Source organism: Arcobacter aquimarinus (assembly GCF_013177635.1).
Taxonomy (GTDB): Bacteria; Campylobacterota; Campylobacteria; order Campylobacterales; family Arcobacteraceae; genus Aliarcobacter; species Aliarcobacter aquimarinus.
Window position 1 is genome coordinate 633,278 of record NZ_CP030944.1, and the last position, 20,950, is coordinate 654,227.

Sequence of the window (20,950 nt, forward strand, 5' to 3'; positions counted from 1 at the left end):
GAGATAAATTATGAAAAATAGCGTAAACAAATCAAATGTTACTCTTAGAGTTGCAAAAAAAACTGAGTTAAATAAATTTAAAAAAGATTTACAAGAAGCATTTAGAATATCAGCAGAAAAGGAATTTGGTCATGCTTTAGATGAGCCAATCCCTTCTGATTTGGATTTTGAAGATTCTGTTAAATACGCTGGTGCAATTGTGTATCAAGTACTTTTAGATGAAAATATTGTTGGTGGAGCTATTGTGGCTATTGATGAGGTTACTCAACACAACAAATTATTGTTATTTTTTATAGCAACTAATTGTCATAGTAAAGGTGTTGGATATAAGGCTTGGAAAGCAATAGAGAAAAAACATCCAAAAACAAAAGTATGGGAAACTACAACTCCTTATTTTGAGAAAAGAAATATTCATTTTTATGTGAATAAATGTGGTTTTAAAATAGTGGAATATTTTAGTAAATATCATCCTGACCCAAATCAAAAATCAGATTATAATTTTGATGAACAAGATGACGAAATGTTCAAATTTGAAAAACAAATGTAAAAAATATAAAATTTATCTTCTTAGTAAATCTTCTAATATTTTAATATAATCTATTAGATTTTCTTTTAGATTGTAATTTTCTAAAGTGATAGATTGAAGATACATTCCATCAGCAGTTGCAATTAAACTTGGAATAAATTTTTTAGCATTTTCTTTCAAGAATTCTTTATCAATCATTTCATCAAAAATTTCATTTGTTGCACTAAATAAATAGTCATAACACTCTGCATTTTGTTGTTTTATAAATTCATTTTCAATATTTAAATACATATAAAACGTATCTTTCATCAATTTATCAAAAGATTTATTTTCAGGGTCTGATAAAACTAAATAAAAAGAGAAAAGAGCTAAAAGTTTTTCAGAAAATGTTTTAGCTTTAGCTATTTCTTTTTCTGTATTAATAAAAAATTTCTCACCTTTTTTGTCAATTACTTCAAAAATCAACTCTTCTTTTGTTTTAAAGTAATGATAAAATTGCCCTTTTGACATATTTAAAGATTCAATAAATTTATTTAAAGAAAAGTTGTTTACTCCATTGCTTATAAATGCTTCATATGCTTTTTCACATATAAAATTAATTTTTTCATTAGAATCAACTATTTTTGGCATTTTTTTTCCCACATTTTATTTCAAAAATATCTTAAGATATTTTGACTAAAAAACTTGTTATTTTTAATCTAGTACAATAGCTTATCTCTTAAATAAGGAAAAAAATGCTTGATAATAAAAAAAGAATAAATATAAAAGCAGGTATAAAAGTAAATATTGTTTTAAAACAAGACCAAAGAACGGGGAAACTTACAAGTGGAATTATAAAAGATATACTTACAAATTCACCAATTCATCCACATGGAATAAAAGTGCGACTTCAAGATGGGCAAGTTGGAAGAGTTCAGGAAATATTACAGTAAGGTAATAAAATAAAAAGATTTAATCTTTTTATTTTATAAAAGCGAATCTATTTTTACTTTATATTCTAAATCTTTTCCAGCTAATGGATGATTAAAATCAACTATAACTTCTTTTTCTTTAATCTCTTTTATTATAAATTGGATTGGTTGGTCATTTTCATCTTCTGCTTGAATTTGCATACCAATTTTTAAATCTTTGATTCCTTCAAATTGTTCAATTGGAAGAGATTGAATTCCTTTTGGGTCATATTCACCATAAGCTTCTGAAGCTGGAACTATAAATTGAGTTGCTTCTCCTGCTTTCATATTCATTATTCTTTTTTCAAGTCCAGCGATTACTTGTCCTACACCAAATTGGAATTCAAAAGGTTTATTACTTCTACTTCCATCTACAATTATTCCATCAATTTTTACTTCAAACATTATTTTTACTGTTTGATTAATTTGTATTGACATATTTTTCCTTATTTAAAATTGTTAAACTATATACTATTTAAAATAAAATATCAAATAGTAACTTTTTTTAAAACTAATTTTATTTTAAAAAGATACAATCAAAAGTACTAGACAAGGAGATAATAATAATGACAAAACTATTACAACTTATTTTTTTGATAATATTATTATTTTTTATGCAAGCTTGTAGTTTAAGTCAAAGTGAAATTAAAAGTATTGCTCAAACAAACTCTGCTTCTCAAATAGAGAGTTTTAAAACTGAAGTTTTAAAAGATCTTATTTTATATAAAAAAAAGTTAGATTTGAGAAATCCAAATGCTTTTAATAAAGATTTGAAAAATAGCATTATTCAACAAATAAAAGAAAACAAGAATTTTATAAATTTAGTTCAAAATTCAAAAGTATTAGTTACTCCTAATGAATATTTTTATTATGCTTTTTCTACACAGAATATAAATAATAGGAATGATTTATTAATATTAGGTTTATATAAATTGATTTTTGATGCTTATAAAATGGATGAAAAACATCAATTTTCTGCAATTGAATATGATAAAGAGAAGATGATAAAACTTTATGAATATTTACAAATAGTTAGATGGAAAATAAGAACAGCAAAAGATGATAAAGAAAATTATCTTTTTAATACTTGGCAAAATAATTGGCAATTAGAATTAGCAAAAAAATATAAAGGTGATTATAATATTATCAATGAATTAAGTTACATAAAATCAAATAACGAATCAATTTATGACTCTTCAAATTTTTCTTATGAAATTGTAATATCAAGAATGATTACAAATATTGAACATACGCTTAGAAAAATAAATATAGAACCTTATGAGATGAGTGTATCTATTTTTAAAGGTTTTATATTTATTATTTAAGTACCTAATTTTCTTTAGGTACTTTTCTTAATTTGTGAGTTAAAGTATATAAAACAGGTAGATAAATTAGATTTAAAACTGTTCCCCATGCAAGTCCAAATCCAAGAGCAATGGCAATAGGTTGAAAAATTACAGCTTCTCCACTTGGAAATAAAATTAAAGATAACATTCCAACAACAGTTGTTACAGTTGTAATAATAATAGGTCTAAATCTTTTAGTTGCTCGTTGAAATATTTCATCCATAGTTTTTGCTTTTTTGAGGTAAGTCATCATAATAATTCCATCATTTATAACAACTCCTGCAAGTCCTAAAGCTCCAATCATAGAAGGCATAGATAGATTCATTCCCATAACCTGATGACCTATTAAAACACCTAAAATTGAGAAAGGTATTACACTCATAACAATGAAAGTTTCTCTAAATGAATTAAATAAATAAAGCATAGAAAGCATTATTAAAACCAATGCAAGTGCTGTTGCTAAAAGCATATCTCTTCTCAAATCAGCATTTTTTTCAGCTTCACCCTTTAAAACTACTTTTACTCCACTTTGTTTGATTTCATCTAAAATTGGTTCTAATTTCTTTAAAGCTTCACTTGCTGTGATAATTTCAGGATTAACGTTTGCAAAAACATAGAAGTTTTTTATTCCATTATCTTTTAGGAGTTGTTCAAAAGCTTTTAGAGTAGTTAGTTCTACAACTTCATATAAGTTTACAAATGTTCCATCATTTAGAGGTATTTTTGTGTTTTTAAAAGCTTCAAAATCATCTTTTTGTAAAGATTTTATTTTTATATCAAGCATCTCTTCTTCATCAAAAGAGACAGCTTTCTTTTTTAGCAGATATAAATTTGAAAGATAATTCCCTATAAATGATTCTGTTAATCCTAATTGTTCTCCATAAGAGTTAATTTTTATTTTTATCTCTTCAATTCCAAATTTCAAAGAATTTGAAGATGATTTTATTCCTTGTATTTTTCCTATTTCTTCATCTAATCTTTCTATTGAATTTATAGCTTTTTGGTTATCTGCTGTTATGATTCCTATTTGAATATCTGATTTTACAGGTCCTACTCTTCTTTCTAAAACTTCCATTTCATCTAAATTAAACTTTGATTTATAATCTTTTTCATTTATATAATCTTTTAATTTTTTTGAAATATCTTTTGAAGCTTCTTCTCTTGTTCTTCCTTCTTTATCATAATAAAAACTTAAATTTGGAGTAACATATTTATCTAATATATTCATCTCTTTTAATTTTTGAAGTTCAACAGTCATATACATGGCATAAGGAAAATTTTCTGTATTGTTACCCACATCTCTTCTAAATCCAGCAACTGAATTAACATTTTTTATATAAAATTCATCGCTTTTTTCCAATAAATCAGCTTCAATAGAACTTACTATTTCAAAGGCTTCTTCTAAAGTTGTATTTGCATTTGCTTTTAGTGTTATTTTTACATCCGTAGAATCAAATTGTGGAAACATTTGAAATCTTGAATCACTTATAAATTTAAAAGTTAGAATAGGTACAAGAATTAAAAAAATAGTAATAAAAGTTTTTTTCCAATTCATAAAAAAGTGAATAATTTTATTGTAAATATTATTTGCTTTTTCCCAAGAAGTTACTTTTGAACCTGTTTTTAGTGTGTGAGCTGCATGAATAGGAAGAAAAATAAATGATTCTATCAAAGAAGCAACAACTAAAGCACTAAGTGCTATAGGAATTAGCTTCATAACTTCACCCATTGTTCCACTAATCATTAAAATTGGTAAAAAAGAAAATAGAGTTGTAAGAGAAGCTATAGTTACAGGTTTTACCATCTCTTTAGCTCCCATAATTGCTGCTTCTTTGGGAGAAAAACCTTCTTCAATGTGTTGTTGGATATTTTCACTAACAACAATAGCATCATCAACAACAATACCAATAGCAATTAAAACACCAACAAGTGAAATCATATTTATTGTATAACCAGATAGATACATATAAACAGCTGCAATTACAAATGAAGTTGGAATACCAACTGCTATAATAAATGACATTCTAGCATTTATTAAAAGAGCTACTAAAATAGTAATTAATATGATTCCTAATAAAATATTTGAAGTTACAACATTTAATCTATCTATAATTCTTTCACTATTATCATCAGCAATTGATATATCTATATCAGGATTGTTTTTTTGAATTTGTGGAAGCATCTTTTTGATATTTTCAACTATTTTAATAGCATCTGCACTATCAGCTTGAACAATTTCTAAAGATAGCGCATTTTTTCCATTAAAAGAGTAAAGAGTTGATGATTCTTCATATGTTTTTGAAATTAATGCTATATCTTTTAGATAGATAGCTTTTCCTGATATTTTTACTAAAGTATTTGCAAAATCTTCAGCATTTTTTGCTCCATTATAAGTGGAAATGTAGTAGTGTTTTTTAGGGTCTTCAATTTTTCCAATTGGAAAAATATAAGAGAGATTTGAAATTACAGAAAAAACATCACTTTTATTTAAATTTAAAGCGTTTATTTTCTTTTCATCTAATAAAATCTCAAAATATTTATCTGAATCACCAAAAACGGTAATTTCATTTATTCCATTTATTGTTAAAAATTTGCTTTTTAAATCATCAGCAAAAGGTTTTAATTCATCAATTGAATATTTTTTTGAAGTAATAGAAACATCAACTAAAGACCTACTTCTATCTAGCGTATTAACAGAAGGTTCATCCATATCAGAGGGTAGATTTGATTTTATTAAAGTTATAGCATCTTTGATTTTATCAGCTTCAACATATTTGTTAAAGCCTTTTTTTAGCTCTATTACAATAGTAAATCTTCCTGGACTAATAATCGTAGACATTGTGTCAATAGAATCAAAATTTTTGATTTTATCTTCTATTTCAGCAACAGCCATTTTATCTAAAATATCAACACTAGCACCACTATAAGCACCTCTTATTGAAATCATATCTAAATCAAAATTTGGGAAAATCTCTTTAGGCGTTTTTGTATAAGACCAAATTCCAATGGCAAAAACTAAAATAAATAGAGTGTAATTCATACGAGAATTTTCAACGAAAAATCTTAAAATTCTTTCAAACATTAAATCCCTTTTGTAAAATAAAAAAAGCATTATAGTTTACAAATATTAATAAGATGTTAATATTTATTTATAAAAAATAGATGTGGATGAATTAAATTATCTACATCTATTTTTGATAGATTTATATTTAATTGAATAGTAAATAAAATTTACATATCTTTATTAAGCTATTTCTTTACTTGCTTTTAGTGGTTTGAAGTTTTTAAGAGATAAAAAAGCAGCTCTTGGTTTTTTTGAAGCAAAAGGTTTAACAGGTATATTTTTTACACTGTTATAAACAAAAAAGATATTTGTTCTATCATTTGGAGAAATATTATCACTACTTCCGTGTAAAATATTTCCATCATGTAATACTAAAGTTCCAGCTTTTCCTAATGCAGAAACTAATTTATCACCTTTTGAAAGCTCTTTTATAGCATTAATACTTGGAACTCCATACTCTTGTTTTTTTAATGATTTTTTATAGTTATCTTTTGGTGTAACACCTTGACAAGATACAAACTTTTTATGACTCTCTTTGATTAGATATAAAGGACCATTAAATTCTGTATTATCGCTTAGCATTAACCAAGCTGATAAACATCTACAATTTGGCATTCCATCTTCACTATGCCATGTTTCAAAATCGCTATGCCATGGAAAAGATTTTCCTTGATATGCTCTTTTTATATTTATTCTTCCATGATGAATATAAACATCACTTCCTAAAATTTGTTTTACTTTATCTAAAATTCGAGAATCTTTTGATAATTTTTTATAAATTTCACTAAAAAGATGTTGATTAAATATTGTTCTTATTTTATTGCTATTTGGTTCACTTATGAACTCTTCATTTTTTCTTAGTTTTTCATTTAATTCTAATACTTTTAATTCTTGTGCGAATTTTTTTACCTCTTTTTGTGAAAAAACATTTGGAATTATTATAAATCCATCTTTTTCGTATAATTCTAGTTCTTTATCATTTAATGAATATTTACCAATTTTTTCTTTTGAATAAACTACTTTATCAACTCTTTTAATAATTTTTTCTTCTTTTGTTCTTGATGGGTACAAATCTTTCATTTTTATTCCTTAATCTTCTAATGGATAAACGCCATTTTCATCATGGTTTTCAGTTCCCTTAATTGGAGGATTAAAAACACAAATCAATCTCATATCAACATTTCCACCATATAAATAGTGTTCATCATGATTATTTAAAGCATACATAACTCCATCATAAATATCATGAATTTCCCCTGTTTTTAAGTCTTCTATTTTTCCATCACCTGCTACACAATAAACAGCTTCAAGGTGATTTTGATAATGTATGTGAGTTTTTGTATGGGCTTTTATGATTGTTTCATGAAAAGAGAATCCCATTGCATCACCTTTTAAAAGCATTCTTCTACTAACCCATTGATTATCTTTTGCAAATACTTCTTTTGAAGTTCCAATAACATCTTTTTTTATATCTCTTACTATCATTAAAATTCACCTTTTAAATTATTTTTTCTTTCAATAATTAATCTATCAACAGCATTTTCAAATCTTTTAAGTCCTTCAATAAGTAACTCTTCATCTATTAACAATGGTGGTAAAAATTTTACAACTTGGCTTTCACTACCACAAGTTTCTACTATTAATCCTTCTTGAAAAGCATACGCTGAAATATCACTTGCCATTGATTTATCATTTTTTATTTCAAAACCATAAGCTAATCCTCTTCCTCTTACTTCTATTTCATAATCATCTTTATATTTTGCTGCAATTTTTTCTAAAGCTTCTTTTAAAATTTTTTCTTTATAAAAAACAGCTTTTGAGATATTGTCATTTTGCCAATAATGGTCTAATGAAACTTTTGAAGCAACAAATGCCAGATTATTTCCTCTAAAAGTTCCTGTATGTTCTCCTGGTTTCCATTGGTCTAAATGTGGCTTGAATAGTAAAAGTGCCATTGGTAAACCACCACCTATTGATTTTGATAAAGTTACCATATCAGGATTTATTCCTGCAAATTCAAAAGAAAAAAACTCTCCACTTCTTCCATTTCCCACTTGAATATCATCAATAATTAATAAAATATCAAACTCTCTACAAATAGCTTCAAGTTCTTGTAACCACTCTTTCGAAGCTACATTTATTCCACCTTCTCCTTGAATAGTTTCAAGTATAACAGCCGCTGGTAAATCAACACCACTACTTCCATCTTCTAAAAATTTTCTAAAATATGTAAGGGTATTCATATCACCAAAATAGCCATCAAAAGGCATAAAAGTTGCATTTGTTCTACTTATATAACTCTCATCTCTATACTCATTATTTCCAGTAACTGCTAGTGAGCCTTGAGAAAGTCCATGATAACCATTTGTAAATGCAACAACATTACTTCTTCCTTTTACAAGTCGAGCTAGTTTAAGTGCCGTTTCAACAGCATTTGTTCCTGTGGGTCCTGTAAATTGAAGTTTATATTCAAGATTTCTTGGCTTTAAAATTAAGCTTTCAAAAGTTTGTAAGAACTCTTTTTTTGCAGTTGTTGCCATATCTAAACCATGAACTATTCCATCTTCTTGTAGATATTCAATCAAAGCTTTACTTATATGTTCATTATTGTGTCCATAATTTAAAGTTCCAGCTCCTGCAAAAAAATCAATATATTCAACTCCTTGCTCATCTGTTAAAGTAGCGCCTTTTGCTTTTTTAAAAATTGTTGGAAAACTTCTTATATATCCTCTTACTTCTGATTCTAAATTTTCAAATATTCTCATTTTTTACCTTTTATTTGTTGTTTATTGGTCCAATTAAATATTGGATTTCTTCTTCATGTGAATTTAAAAAATCTTCTAAAGAAAAAGCAGTTTCATTTTCTATTTTTGTATTAAAATGATTTGCTAATTTCTCAAAAACTCTTTGAGATGGTTTGTTGCTAGGAGAAACAGTTGATAAAATATATTTAATATCTTTATTTGAATTAAATATATTCATAATAGTTTTAAAAGCTATATTTTGACCTCTAAATCTTTCATCAACAGCTACTTGCCATATAAAAAGAGTGTCATTTTTATTTGGGAGTAAATATCCTGAAACAAAACCTATTATTTCATTCTCAAAAGTTGCTACACTACAAGTTTTACTAAAATGTGTACATTGTAATAAATAAAGATATTCAGAATTTAAATCTAAAACTCCACCTCTTTTTATTAAATTATAAATATCTTTTGCATTTTCTTTTAATGGTTTGGAAAATAAAATCTCATTCATTATGCTCCTTTTTTACTTATTTATTGTAAATATTTTACATAAAATATGTAATTATATTACAAATAAGTTGTAAATTTATAGCATATAAAAATTAAATGAAACTTAAAAATAGTTTAAAATAGTAAGAGATATTTATATATAGAGACTATAAAAAGGGCGTGTTTATTAAATTTTGTAATTTATTAAAAAGAAATTAAAAAGAAATTGAAAAGAAGTGGAATAAGTGATAATTAAAATGTATCTAGGTCTTGAATTTCATTTTCAGAGATATTTTCTAATTTAGATTCAATTATTTCTAAAAAGGCATTTCTGTTTTGTTCATCCATATTTTCATTTATTATTTCTAGTATGTATTTAATACCATTAGCATTGATTTTTTTTATATTTGCAAGATAGTGTACAAAAGCAACTATTTTAACGTCATTAATAGAGTAAAGTTTTTTAATTTTATGATTTTTTTGAGGTAATAAACCTTTTTCTTCATACATTTTTAAAGTTCTAATTTTCGCACTTAAAAGTTCAGAAATGCTACTAAGAGGAAGTACATCTTTATCATTATTTAGTAAAGCCATTTTCAACCTTTTATAATATATTTATTTCACTTTTATCTGTTGTTCTATCAAATTTAATTGGAAGACTTCTATTCTCATTTTTCATTTCAGCTTCAAATTTATTTATAATATTTTGAGTATTTGCTAGGAAAGTTTTTTTATCTTTTGGATCTAATCCTTGTAATTTTGGTTTATTTATTACAGTTAGTGGATCAATAGCAGTACCATTTCTATAAAGACCTAGATGTAGATGTGGACCTGAACTAAGACCTGTATTTCCAACATATCCTATATGTTCACCTTTTTTTATATTTTTACCTTGTCTAACTCCTTTTGCAAAAGCATTTTGATGTGCATAAAGAGTTTTATAACCATTTTGATGATTTATAATAATAGTTTTACCATATCCACCTTTATTACCTACAAATTCAATTCTTCCATCTCCCGCAGCATAGATGTTTCTTCCTGTTGGCGCTGCAAAATCTGTTCCTAAATGTGCTCTATATCGTTTTAGAACAGGATGCCATCTTTTATTTGTAAATACACTAGAGATTCTAGTATAAGAAAGGGGGATTTGAAAAAAATAAGTTTTTGTAAAACCTATACCTTTTTCATCATAATACTTATCATCTTTTTGGTTTTTAAATCTATAATAAGGTTTCCCTGAAATTTGAACCATTGCTGATTTTAAATCAGGAAGACCATGAGGTCTTCCAAGATACGATTTTTGTGTATATTCTAAAGCTACAAAATCACCTTTTTGCATCTTTCTAAAATTTACACTATTATCTTGAAAAAGTGATTTTAGAATAGCAGCTAATGTAACATCCCCTGTTGCTTTTAAAATATCATGAGATACAGATTCTGTAATTTGAATAGCAATTAATTCAGTCTTTTCAGTATAATTAATAGGAAGAGTTTGGAATTTATATTCATTATTACTATCTTTATAAATGTGTAACTGAATATCATCAGATACTGGAATTAAAACTTGATTTAAACTTCCATCATCATCAGTATAAAGATAAAATCTCCCATCTGCTGTAATTTCAGAACAAAGCTCTTTATCCTCTTTTTCTAAATCAAAATATAATTTTTGTGAGATTTTGTGTTTATCTAAAAATGTTAAAAAACTCTCTCCTTTTGGCCAAAGAAGTTCTTCAACTTGTGCAGAATATAAAAAATTTATAAATATAATAATGGATAAAATAATTTTTTTCATAGTTTTGTCACTTTTTTTATTAAATAATTAGGATGTGCATTGTACAATAGCGCAACTTAAAGATAACATGGAGAAGATATTGTTTAAAATTATAAGCCTATTAATAATTGCTATCAATTTATTTGCAGTTGATTTAGTAAATATATATAGAGAACAAGGTATTAGTGGAGTTGAAAAAGAGTTAGAGAAAAGTCTAAGAGATATAAATTATTGGAATAATTACTTAGAAAATAAAAATGTTGATTTTGGTTATTATGAAACAAAAAAATATGTTTTATTGACACAAAAAGAACAATTAGAAATTTCATTATATGAGAAAGTTCAAGATGATTATAAATTAATTTTAAGAAATAATATTATTGTCGGAGAAGTTTTAGGAGATAAAGTTTTTGAAGGAGATAAAAAAACTCCAGAGGGTGCTTATGAATTAATAGAAAAAAAACTTCAATTAGATCAATTTTATGGTCCGTTAGCTTTGGTTACAAATTATCCAAATACTTTTGATAAAAGTTTGAATAAAAATGGTTCAGGGATTTGGATTCATGGAATGCCTTTTAATGGTGATAGGGAAAAATTTACAAAAGGTTGCATAGCTTTAGATAATAATGAGCTAGTTAATTTAGAAAATAGTATTGATTATACAAAAACAATATTATTAACAAGTCAAGATGAGTTTAAAAAAGCTACAAAAGATGAAATAGCTCTTATTTTATCATTTATTTATAAATGGAAAGATGCTTGGAAATATTCAGATATAAATGAATATTTATCTTATTATTCTAAAGATTTTAAAAGAGCTGATAGAACGGATTTTAATTTATTTAAAGAACAAAAAACAAGAATTTTTGCAAAAAATGAAACTAAAACTATAAATCTTTGGAATATTGATATTGCACCATATCCTAACTCTTTAAATAAAAGAATGTTTAAAGTATTAATGGATGAAGAATATTTTAGTCCAACAGTTAAATTTTACGGAAAAAAAGAGTTGTTTTTAGAAATAATAAATAATCAAGTGCAAATTCTAACTGAAGATTAAAATAAAATTTAACTCTTTTTAGGTATAATCGCCACAATTAACAACCATATTTTAAGGCGAAAGATGCAAAAACAAGAGATGAACCTTCAAGAGATAGCACTTGCTCACTCTTTAACACTTGAAGAATTTGAAAATATCAAAGAAATTTTAGGAAGAGAACCAAACTATGTAGAAATTGGTATCTTCTCTGCTATGTGGTCTGAGCATTGCTCATATAAATCAAGTAAAAAATATTTAAGTGGTTTTCCAACAAAAGCTCCTTGGGTTATTCAAGGTCCAGGTGAAAATGCTGGTGTTATTGATATTGGTGATGGTTATGCTGCTGTATTTAAAATGGAATCACACAATCATCCATCTTTTATTGAGCCTTATCAAGGTGCTGCAACAGGAGTTGGAGGAATTTTAAGGGATGTATTTACAATGGGAGCACGTCCTATTGCAAATATGAATTCAATCAGATTTGCTTCTATTGAAGGTAATAGCGAAACAGCTCAAAAACATAGATATTTATTAAGAGGTGTTGTTGCTGGTATTGGTGGATATGGTAATTGTATGGGAGTTCCAACAATTGGTGGAGAAACTACATTTGAAGAGTGTTATGCTGGAAATAACCTTGTAAATGCATTTACTTTAGGATTAGCAAAAGCTGATGAAATTTTCTATGGTAGAGCTGAAGGTATTGGAAATCCTGTAATGTACGTTGGTTCAAAAACTGGTAGAGATGGTCTTGGTGGAGCTGTTATGAGTTCTGCATCATTTGATGAAGATTCTGAATCAAAAAGACCAACTGTTCAAGTTGGAGATCCATTTACTGAAAAATTACTTTTAGAAGCTTGTTTAGAGTTATTTAAAACAGATTTAATCATTGGTATTCAAGATATGGGAGCTGCAGGGCTTACTTCTTCTTCTTTTGAAATGGCTGGACGAAGTGGTTCTGGAATGATTATGCATTTAGATAAAGTTCCAGCTAGAGAAGAGGGAATGACTCCTTATGACTTTATGCTTTCTGAATCTCAAGAAAGAATGCTTATTTGTGCTAAAAAAGGTTGTGAGCAAGCAATCATTGATATTTTTGAAAAATGGGAATTAGATGTTGCTGTAATTGGTGAAGTTACAAGTACAGGAAATATGGAGTTATTCTGGCATGGTGATAAAGTTGCTGAAGTTCCAGTTCAACCAGTATCTGAACAAGCTCCAGTGCTTGATAGACCAGTTAAAAAACCAGCATATTTAGATGGAATTGAAAATATCTCTTTAGATAAAGAAATCTCAAATCAAATTGCTTTTGATGATTTATTTTCTGATATGGAAGTTGTTGATAAATCTTGGGTTTATTCTCAATATGATTCAATGGTTCAAACAAATACAATCAAAGGTCCAGGTCAACTTGATGGTTCTTCTATTAGAATTAAAGAGACAGGAAAAGCATTAGCTATGAGTGCTGATTGTAATACAAGACTTTGTTATATTAATCCAGAATTAGGAGCAGCAGCTGCTGTAATGGAATCTGGAAGAAATGTTGCAATGACTGGTGCAGTTCCAAAAGCTATTACAGATTGTTTAAATTTTGGAAATCCTCAGAATCCTGAAGTTATGTGGCAATTTGCTGCTTGTTGTGAAGGTATTAAATCTGCTTGTAAAGAGTTAAATACTCCAGTTATTGGTGGAAATGTTTCATTATATAACGAAACAAATGGTGTAAGTGTATTCCCAACTCCTTCAATTGCAATGGTTGGTGTAAATGAAGATGCAAATAAAGTATTACCTTCTTGTGTTCAAGAAAATGGAAATATTTTATATCTTTTAGGTGAAACAAAAGGTGAGTTTGGTGGTTCTTTATATCTTAAGAAAATGTATGGAAAAGTAGCTGGTACTCACCCTGAAGTTGATTTCTCAAAAGAATTAGCACTTTGGAATACTGTAATTGAAGCAAATAAACAAGGTTTATTAAAATCTGCAAAAGATGTGAATGTTGGTGGTATAGCAATTGCATTAGCTAAAATGTCTGTTGTTGGACAAAAAGGTGTGGAAGTATCTATCTCTTTAAATGATTCAAAAGATATTTTTGCAGAATCTTTAAGTAGAGCAATCGTTGAAGTTAATCCATCAAATTGTGAAGCATTTGAAAAAATTGCAAAAGCTAATAATATTGAATGTACGAAAATAGGTGTTGTTCAAGGTGATAAAATCTCTATAAATGATATTTATAAAGATTTAAATACTGCAAGTGATATTTATTTTAATAGATTTAAAAAAGTAATTGAACAAGATTTATAATAAAAAGTATTTTAAAGCCAAACATCTTGAAATATAGGGGTTTGGCTTTTTTTATTTCTAGATATTTTATAGTGGGAGAAAAGCTAAATGAGAGCATTAATTAGTGTTAGTGATAAAAGTGGTGTTGAAAACTTTGCTAAAGAATTAGTATCTTTAGGGTATGAAATTATTTCAACAGGTGGAACATACAATAAACTTAAAGATGCAGGAATTGCAGTTATTGAAGCAAATGAAGTTACTAAATTTCCTGAGTGTTTTGAAGGAAGAGTTAAGACTTTAAATCCTTATATTCATGGTGGAATTTTACATAGACGAGATAAACAATCTCACTTAGATCAAGCAAAAGAATTAGGTGTTGAGGGAATTGATTTGGTTTGTGTAAATTTATATCCATTTAAAGCAACAATAGAAAAAACTGATGATTTTGAAGAGATTATTGAAAACATTGATATCGGTGGTCCAGCAATGGTTAGAAGTGCAGCTAAAAACTTTGATTCAGTAATCATTGTTACAGATGTTGCTGATTATGATTTAGTATTAAATAATCTTAAAAATGACACAAATACAGTTGAATTTAGACGTGATATGATGATTAAGGCTTATGAGCATACAGCTGCTTATGATTCTATGATTGCTAATTATATGAATAAAAGATTTAATAATGGTATGGGTGCAAAACAATTTATCGTTGGAACTAAAGTATTCGATACAAGATATGGTGAAAACCCACATCAAAAAGGTGCTTTATATGAGTTTGATTCACAATTTTCTAATAAATTTAAAACAATAAAAGGTGAAGCATCTTTCAATAATATGGGAGATATTTCAGGAGCTGCTAGAATTGCTGCTGCATTTGGAAAAGAAAAAGCTATTTGTATTGTAAAACACGGAAATCCTTGTGGATTTGCAATTAAAGATACATTATTAGAATCTTATGTTGAAGCTTTAAAATGTGACCCAGTTTCTGCTTTTGGTGGAGTAGTTGCTGTTAATGGTTGTGTGGATAAAGAATTAGCTGAAAAAATGAATGAAATTTTCTTAGAAGTTATTTTTGCTGCGAGTTTCACTCCTGAAGCAGTTGCCGTGTTTGAAGCTAAAAAAAGAATCAAACTTTTTGAACAAGGAACACAATATTTAGAGCTTGCAAATGATGCAATTGACTTTAAAAGAGTAGATGGTGGATTTGTATTCCAAGATGCTGATAAAGTTGCTGAAGATGAAGTTAGAAATTCTATTTTAAAATCAAAAAGAATAGCAACAGAACAAGAAGTAAAAGATATGGAAATTGCTTATAAAATTGCAAGTTTGACAAAATCAAATTGTGTAGTTTATGTTAAAAATTCTGCAATGGTTGCTGTTGGTATGGGTATGACTAGTAGAGTTGATGCTTCAAAAGCAGCTTTAAGAAAAGCAGAAGATATGGGATTAGATGTAACTGGTGCTGTATTAGCAAGTGAAGCTTTCTTCCCATTTAGAGATAGCATTGATGCAGCTGCAGAAGCTGGTGTTAAATGTGTAATTGAACCAGGTGGAAGTATCAGAGATGATGAAATTATTGAAGCAGCAAATGAATATGATATGGCTTTATATTTCTCAGGAATTAGACACTTTTTACACTAAAATAAAATAAAATTTATACCATCAATAATATATTTTTTGGTATAAATTTTAAACTTTTTTTCTTTACTTTTTAAAACTATTTTAGATATACTCAATAACTATTTATAGGGGAATATCTTTGAGATTAATAAAAAAAATAAATATAATAATTTTATTTCTTTTGATTGTTTCTACTTTTTCTTTTTCAAAAGAGTTGAAAAAAATAACCTTACATCTTTCTTGGTTTGATCAGTTCCAATTTGCTGGATATTATATGGCTAAAGAGAAAGGTTTTTACGAAGCATTAGGTTTGGATGTTGAAATTATACCATTTAATTTTAATGTTGATATTCCTAAAGAAGTAAGTGAAGGAAAATTTGATTTTGCAGTTGGAAGAGAAACACTTATTTTAGAAAGAGCAAAAGATAGAAATATTGTAGCCCTATATGCACTTTTTCAAGCAACACCTTTGATATTAGTTAGTACAAAAGAGTCAGGTATAAATAGTGTAAATGATTTTTCAAATAAAAAAATTATGACTACTATAGATGATTCAAGCGAAGTATCTATAAAAGCTATGATTATTTCAAATAAAATAAAAATAGATAATATAAAATTTCTTAAACATACTCATAATATAGATGATTTAATAAATAAAAATACAGATGTTATTTCAGCATATATTTCAAAATCTCCTTATGAACTTCAAAAAAAAGGTATAGAATATAATATTTTTGACCCAAAAAAATTTGGTTTCGATATGTATAGTGATATGTTATATACAAGTGAAAATTTTATAAATAATGATTTAAATACAGTTTTATTATTTAAGAAAGCTTCTTTAAAAGGTTGGGAGTATGCATATTCAAATATAAATGAAAGTGTTGATGTAATAATTGATAAATACAATAATCAAAATTTAAAGAAAAATGAGCTTATTTATGAAGCAAAAGAATTAAGAAAACTCTCTTATTTTAATACTTCAATTTTAGGTGAAATTAAAAAAGACAAAATACAAAGAATTCATGATTTATATAACTTAATGGGTTTAGTTCCAAAACCAATTGATTTAGAAAAATTTGTATTTGATTTAAATAATCTTAGAAATCTTACTTTTTCAAAATCAGAGTTAGATTATTTAGAGCAAAGAGATATTATAAATATGTGTGTTACTCCAAATGCAATGCCATATAGTGATATAAAAGATGATAAGTTTATAGGATTTATTTCTGATTACATATCTTTGATTGAAAATAGAATAAAAAAACCAATAAGGTTAGTTCCTACTTCAAATTGGAAAGAATCAGTAGAATTTGCAAAAAGAGGTGATTGTGATATTTTACCATCAATGGTTTGGACAAAAGAAAGAGAAGAACATTTTAATTTTACAAAGTCATATTTAAATATTCCATTTGTTCTTTCAACAAAAAGTGATATTTCATTTATAAATAATTTAAAGAGTTTAAAAAATAAAAAAATATCAGTTGTTGAAGAGTATGCAATAATTAATAAATTAAAAGAAAAATACAATAATATAGAGTTTATAAAAGTTAAAAATACAGATGAAGGATTAAAAAAAGTTTTAAATGGTGAAACTTTTGGTCATATTGATACTGTTTCAACTACTTGGTATAAAATTCAAACAAAACATCTTTCAAAATTAGCTATATCTTCAAAATTAGATGAGAATGTTGATATTTCTATAGCTGTTAATAAAGAAGATAACATATTATTTAGTGTATTGCAAAAAGCTGTTTTAAGTATAGATTCTAACGTAAGAGATGAGATTTTAAATAAATGGATTTTCACTGAATATAAAAAAGAGTTTGATTATTCAATTCTTTGGAAAATAGCAATAGTTTTATTAATAATATTTATAGCTATATTATATAGACAAAGATTACTTGCAAAAATGAATGATAGTTTAAAAATAGCAGTTGAAGAAAAAACAAAATCTTTGCAGGAAATAAATAATAAATTAGAAAATAAAATTAAAGAAGAAGTAGAAAAAAATTTAAAAAAAGATAGACTATTATCACAACAACAAAAAATGGTTTCTATGGGACAGATGATAGAAAATATTGCTCATCAATGGAGACAACCTTTATCTTTAATAACAGTAAATGCAACAGCTTTAAAATTAAAAAAAGATTTGAATGATTTAGATGATGAATTTTTACTAAAAACTATAGATTCAATTGTGAATACTTCAAAATATTTATCAAATACAATAGATGATTTTAGATATTTTTTTAAACCCCAAAGAGAAAAAGAGATATTTTATATAGAAGAGTGTTTTAAAAAAACTATTGATTTATTAGGTGCTAATTTTGTGGAAAATAAAATAACTATTATTCAAAATTTTGACAATGTTAAAATTGATGGTTATGAAACAGAATTAATTCAAGTATTAATAAATATTTTGAATAATTCAAAAGATGCGTTAGAATCTTTAAAAAATGAAGAAAAGTTAATATTTATTGATATTAAGAAAATTGCTTCTAAGGTATATATTAAAATAAGAGATAATGCAGGTGGAATAAATCTTGATATTATAGAAAAAGTATTTGAACCATATTTTACCACAAAGCATCAAAATCAAGGTACAGGTATAGGACTTTATATGTGTCAAGAAATAATTCACAAACACATGAATGGAAATATAGAAATTTCAAATGTTGAGTATGAATATAAGAATAAAAAATATAAAGGTGCTCTAATTTTAATAACCCTTGATATTGTTGAGTAATTTATCGATTTCCTAATAATCTTTAGCTATAATTTTTAATATAAATATTATTAGGAAAACTATTTGAATTGGTTAAATATAGATAAAACTCATGTATGGCATCCTTATAACGCACTTCCTTCAAAAACAAAAATTCTTCCTGTAAAAAGAACAGATAAAACAACAATATTTTTAGAAACAGGTGAAGAATTAATTGATGGAATGAGTTCTTGGTGGAGTGCGATTCATGGGTATAATAATCCAAAATTAAATGAAGCCTTAAAAAAGCAAGTTGATATTATGCCTCATATTATGTTTGGTGGATTAGCACATGAACAAGCTTCTCTTTTATGTGAAAAATTAGTTAAATTAACGGGATTAAATTCTGTTTTTTTGTGTGATAGTGGTTCTGTTTCAGTTGAAGTTGCGTTAAAAACAGCAATTCTTTATCAAAAAGCAAAAAATCTAAATAAATATAAATTTTTAGCGTCAAAAAATGCATATCATGGTGATACTTTAGGTGCTATGAGTGTTTGTGACCCTGAAAACTCAATGCATTCAATCTATGGGTCATATTTAAGTGAACATATTTTTACAAAATCACCAGCTCTTGGATTTAATACTGATTGTTCAAAAGAGATAGAAGAATTAGAAAAAATATTAGAAAAACATCATCAAGAAATTGCTGGATTTATTTTAGAACCAATTGTACAAGGTGCTGGAGGAATGAGGATTTATAATCCTTCATATCTGATAAAGGCGAGAGAACTTTGTTCTAAATATGACATTTTGCTTATTTTAGATGAAATTGCAACTGGTTTTGGACATACGGGAAAAATGTTTGCTTTTGAGCATGCCAATATAAAACCAGATATTATAACTGTTGGAAAAGGTTTAACTGGTGGTTATATGACTATGGCTGCTATGATTACTTCAAAAGATGTGAGTGATATTATTTCTAATAGTGAAATTGGTGTATTAATGCATGGACCAACTTTTATGGCAAATCCATTGGCTTGTAGTGTGGCAAATGCAAGTATAGATTTACTTTTAAACTCTTCTTGGCAAGATAAAGTAAAAAGAATTGAAGAGATTTTTACAGAAGAGTTAGAAAAAATAAAAGGATATCCATTAGTAAAAGATATAAGAAATATTGGAGCTATTGGAGTAATTGAATTAAAAGATGATTGTTACGTTCAAGAAGTTCAAGATTTCTGTGTTAAAAATGGAGTTTGGTTAAGACCTTTTGGAAAATTAGTTTATTCAATTGTTGCATATACTATAGAAGAAAAAGATTTAGTAAAAATAATAAGAACAATGTGTGAAGCAATAAAATCTATAAAGAAAAGTTAAATGAAAAAAGATAATTTAAAAAAATTAGTAGCAAATTTGCCAAAACATCCAAATGTTTTAGGAAGACATAGATTTTTTAATAGTGCTGTGTTAGTTCCACTTGTAAAAATTAAAGGTGAATATCATTTACTTTTTCAAAAAAGAGCTTCTCATATTAGACAAGGTGGCGATATTTGTTTTCCTGGTGGTGGTTTTGAAGAAGGTGTTGATAAAGATTTTAGAGATACAGCATTAAGAGAGACTTTTGAAGAGTTAGGAATCGAAAAAAAAGATATAAAAATTTTAGGACAACTTGATACTTATGTAGCTCCTATTGGTGCTGTGATTGAATCATTTGTAGCAAGAGTTAAGAAAAAAGCATACAAAAATATGAAAATTGACCATAATGAAGTTGAAAAAACTTTATTAATTCCTATTACTTTTTTTAAAGAAAATGAACCAGAAGAGTACACTTTAGCCCATGAAATTCAACCATATAAAGTTGATGAAAATGGAAATAAAGAGGTGTTTTTCCCAGTTGAAGAGTTAGGACTTCCTGATACTTATAAAAAACCTTGGGGAAATAAAAAACATAAAATATGGGTTTATAAATATGATGGTGAAGTAATTTGGGGAATTACTTCTGTATTAATAAAAGATGTAATAGATAAGTATTAAATAGTCATTACAGCATAAGTTTCATCTTTTAAAGCTTTAGTTAAAAGCTCTCCTGTATGTGTGATTTCTATATTTAATTCATTTAAAATAGAAGTTGCATCATAATCTTCAACACAAACAATACAAGCACTCATTTTTACACCAGTTTTTTGGATTTTTAGAAGTTGTTCTTGTATCTGTTTATTTTCTTTTGTAAGTTTTATAGATGGACCCCAAATCATCAAATGGGCTGTTTTCCAATATCCTCTATCTAAAATAACAGAAGAGTAAAGTAATGGAAATTTATTTGCAACTTCAATATCACCATTTGTCCAAACAATTAATAAATTATCTTTCATTTAAAAAGCCTTTAGTTATAATCTTTGTAAGATTATATAATA

General features: G+C 26.6%; 19 protein-coding genes. 9 read left to right on the plus strand and 10 right to left on the minus strand.

The window, feature by feature from the left end; all coding sequences use genetic code 11:
* Positions 1–10 precede the first annotated feature (10 nt).
* Positions 11–547, plus strand: coding sequence for a GNAT family N-acetyltransferase (locus AAQM_RS03140; protein ID WP_129096074.1), 537 nt, complete (start codon positions 11–13; stop codon positions 545–547).
* A gap of 12 nt (positions 548–559) precedes the next feature.
* Here AAQM_RS03140 and AAQM_RS03145 read toward each other — a convergent pair whose 3' ends face one another.
* On the minus strand, positions 560–1,156 hold the full coding sequence (locus AAQM_RS03145) for a TetR/AcrR family transcriptional regulator (protein WP_129096073.1): 597 nt from the start codon (positions 1,154–1,156) through the stop codon (positions 560–562).
* Between the two features lie 104 nt (positions 1,157–1,260).
* Here AAQM_RS03145 and AAQM_RS03150 point away from each other — a divergent pair, with 104 nt between their 5' ends.
* Positions 1,261–1,458 (plus strand): YwbE family protein, encoded by a 198-nt coding sequence (locus AAQM_RS03150; protein ID WP_129096072.1) that lies wholly within the window; start codon positions 1,261–1,263, stop codon positions 1,456–1,458.
* 33 nt (positions 1,459–1,491) lie between these two features.
* On the opposite strand, the gene AAQM_RS03155 is transcribed toward AAQM_RS03150, so the two are convergent.
* Entirely contained in the window at positions 1,492–1,914 is a 423-nt protein-coding gene (locus tag AAQM_RS03155; RefSeq protein ID WP_129096071.1) for an FKBP-type peptidyl-prolyl cis-trans isomerase, read from the minus strand.
* Between the two features lie 128 nt (positions 1,915–2,042).
* Here AAQM_RS03155 and AAQM_RS03160 point away from each other — a divergent pair, with 128 nt between their 5' ends.
* A complete protein-coding gene (locus tag AAQM_RS03160; RefSeq protein ID WP_129096070.1) occupies positions 2,043–2,801 on the plus strand; it encodes a hypothetical protein in 759 nt (252 codons plus the stop codon).
* Between the two features lie 4 nt (positions 2,802–2,805).
* On the opposite strand, the gene AAQM_RS03165 is transcribed toward AAQM_RS03160, so the two are convergent.
* The 7 genes from AAQM_RS03165 to AAQM_RS03195 form a co-directional block, all read right to left on the minus strand.
* Complete coding sequence (locus AAQM_RS03165; protein ID WP_129096069.1) at positions 2,806–5,904, minus strand: efflux RND transporter permease subunit; 3,099 nt, start codon at positions 5,902–5,904, stop codon at positions 2,806–2,808.
* A 162-nt stretch (positions 5,905–6,066) separates the two neighbouring features.
* Positions 6,067–6,966, minus strand: coding sequence for a phytanoyl-CoA dioxygenase family protein (locus AAQM_RS03170; RefSeq protein ID WP_129096068.1), 900 nt, complete (start codon positions 6,964–6,966; stop codon positions 6,067–6,069).
* 9 nt (positions 6,967–6,975) lie between these two features.
* The gene (locus AAQM_RS03175; protein WP_128986530.1) at positions 6,976–7,371 is read right to left on the minus strand and encodes an ectoine synthase; all 396 of its coding nucleotides are present in this window, start codon (positions 7,369–7,371) and stop codon (positions 6,976–6,978) included.
* The gene (gene ectB / locus AAQM_RS03180; protein WP_129096067.1) at positions 7,371–8,651 is read right to left on the minus strand and encodes a diaminobutyrate--2-oxoglutarate transaminase; all 1,281 of its coding nucleotides are present in this window, start codon (positions 8,649–8,651) and stop codon (positions 7,371–7,373) included. The genes AAQM_RS03175 and ectB overlap by 1 nt, the downstream gene beginning before the upstream one ends.
* Positions 8,652–8,661: 10 nt before the next feature.
* On the minus strand, positions 8,662–9,144 hold the full coding sequence (ectA, locus tag AAQM_RS03185; RefSeq protein WP_129096066.1) for a diaminobutyrate acetyltransferase: 483 nt from the start codon (positions 9,142–9,144) through the stop codon (positions 8,662–8,664).
* Between the two features lie 230 nt (positions 9,145–9,374).
* Positions 9,375–9,716 (minus strand): MerR family transcriptional regulator, encoded by a 342-nt coding sequence (locus AAQM_RS03190; protein WP_129094876.1) that lies wholly within the window; start codon positions 9,714–9,716, stop codon positions 9,375–9,377.
* A gap of 10 nt (positions 9,717–9,726) precedes the next feature.
* On the minus strand, positions 9,727–10,917 hold the full coding sequence (locus AAQM_RS03195; RefSeq protein ID WP_129094875.1) for a peptidoglycan DD-metalloendopeptidase family protein: 1,191 nt from the start codon (positions 10,915–10,917) through the stop codon (positions 9,727–9,729).
* 79 nt (positions 10,918–10,996) lie between these two features.
* Here AAQM_RS03195 and AAQM_RS03200 point away from each other — a divergent pair, with 79 nt between their 5' ends.
* The 6 genes from AAQM_RS03200 (at position 10,997) to AAQM_RS03225 (ending at position 20,570) form a co-directional block, all read left to right on the plus strand.
* Positions 10,997–11,956, plus strand: coding sequence for a L,D-transpeptidase family protein (locus AAQM_RS03200; RefSeq protein WP_228254509.1), 960 nt, complete (start codon positions 10,997–10,999; stop codon positions 11,954–11,956).
* Between the two features lie 63 nt (positions 11,957–12,019).
* Positions 12,020–14,233 carry a phosphoribosylformylglycinamidine synthase subunit PurL gene (gene purL / locus AAQM_RS03205; protein WP_129094873.1) on the plus strand — a complete coding sequence of 738 codons (2,214 nt, stop codon included), beginning with the start codon at positions 12,020–12,022 and terminating at the stop codon, positions 14,231–14,233.
* Between the two features lie 87 nt (positions 14,234–14,320).
* The gene (gene purH / locus AAQM_RS03210; protein ID WP_129094872.1) at positions 14,321–15,853 is read left to right on the plus strand and encodes a bifunctional phosphoribosylaminoimidazolecarboxamide formyltransferase/IMP cyclohydrolase; all 1,533 of its coding nucleotides are present in this window, start codon (positions 14,321–14,323) and stop codon (positions 15,851–15,853) included.
* 118 nt (positions 15,854–15,971) lie between these two features.
* Positions 15,972–18,581 (plus strand): ABC transporter substrate-binding protein, encoded by a 2,610-nt coding sequence (locus AAQM_RS03215; protein ID WP_228254508.1) that lies wholly within the window; start codon positions 15,972–15,974, stop codon positions 18,579–18,581.
* 63 nt (positions 18,582–18,644) lie between these two features.
* Positions 18,645–19,913 carry an adenosylmethionine--8-amino-7-oxononanoate transaminase gene (gene bioA, locus AAQM_RS03220; protein WP_129094871.1) on the plus strand — a complete coding sequence of 423 codons (1,269 nt, stop codon included), beginning with the start codon at positions 18,645–18,647 and terminating at the stop codon, positions 19,911–19,913.
* Complete coding sequence (locus tag AAQM_RS03225; RefSeq protein ID WP_129094870.1) at positions 19,914–20,570, plus strand: NUDIX hydrolase; 657 nt, start codon at positions 19,914–19,916, stop codon at positions 20,568–20,570.
* Here the strand turns inward: AAQM_RS03225 and AAQM_RS03230 are convergent.
* The gene (locus AAQM_RS03230) at positions 20,567–20,908 is read right to left on the minus strand and encodes a DsrE family protein (RefSeq protein WP_129094869.1); all 342 of its coding nucleotides are present in this window, start codon (positions 20,906–20,908) and stop codon (positions 20,567–20,569) included. The genes AAQM_RS03225 and AAQM_RS03230 overlap by 4 nt on opposite strands.
* Positions 20,909–20,950 lie beyond the last annotated feature (42 nt).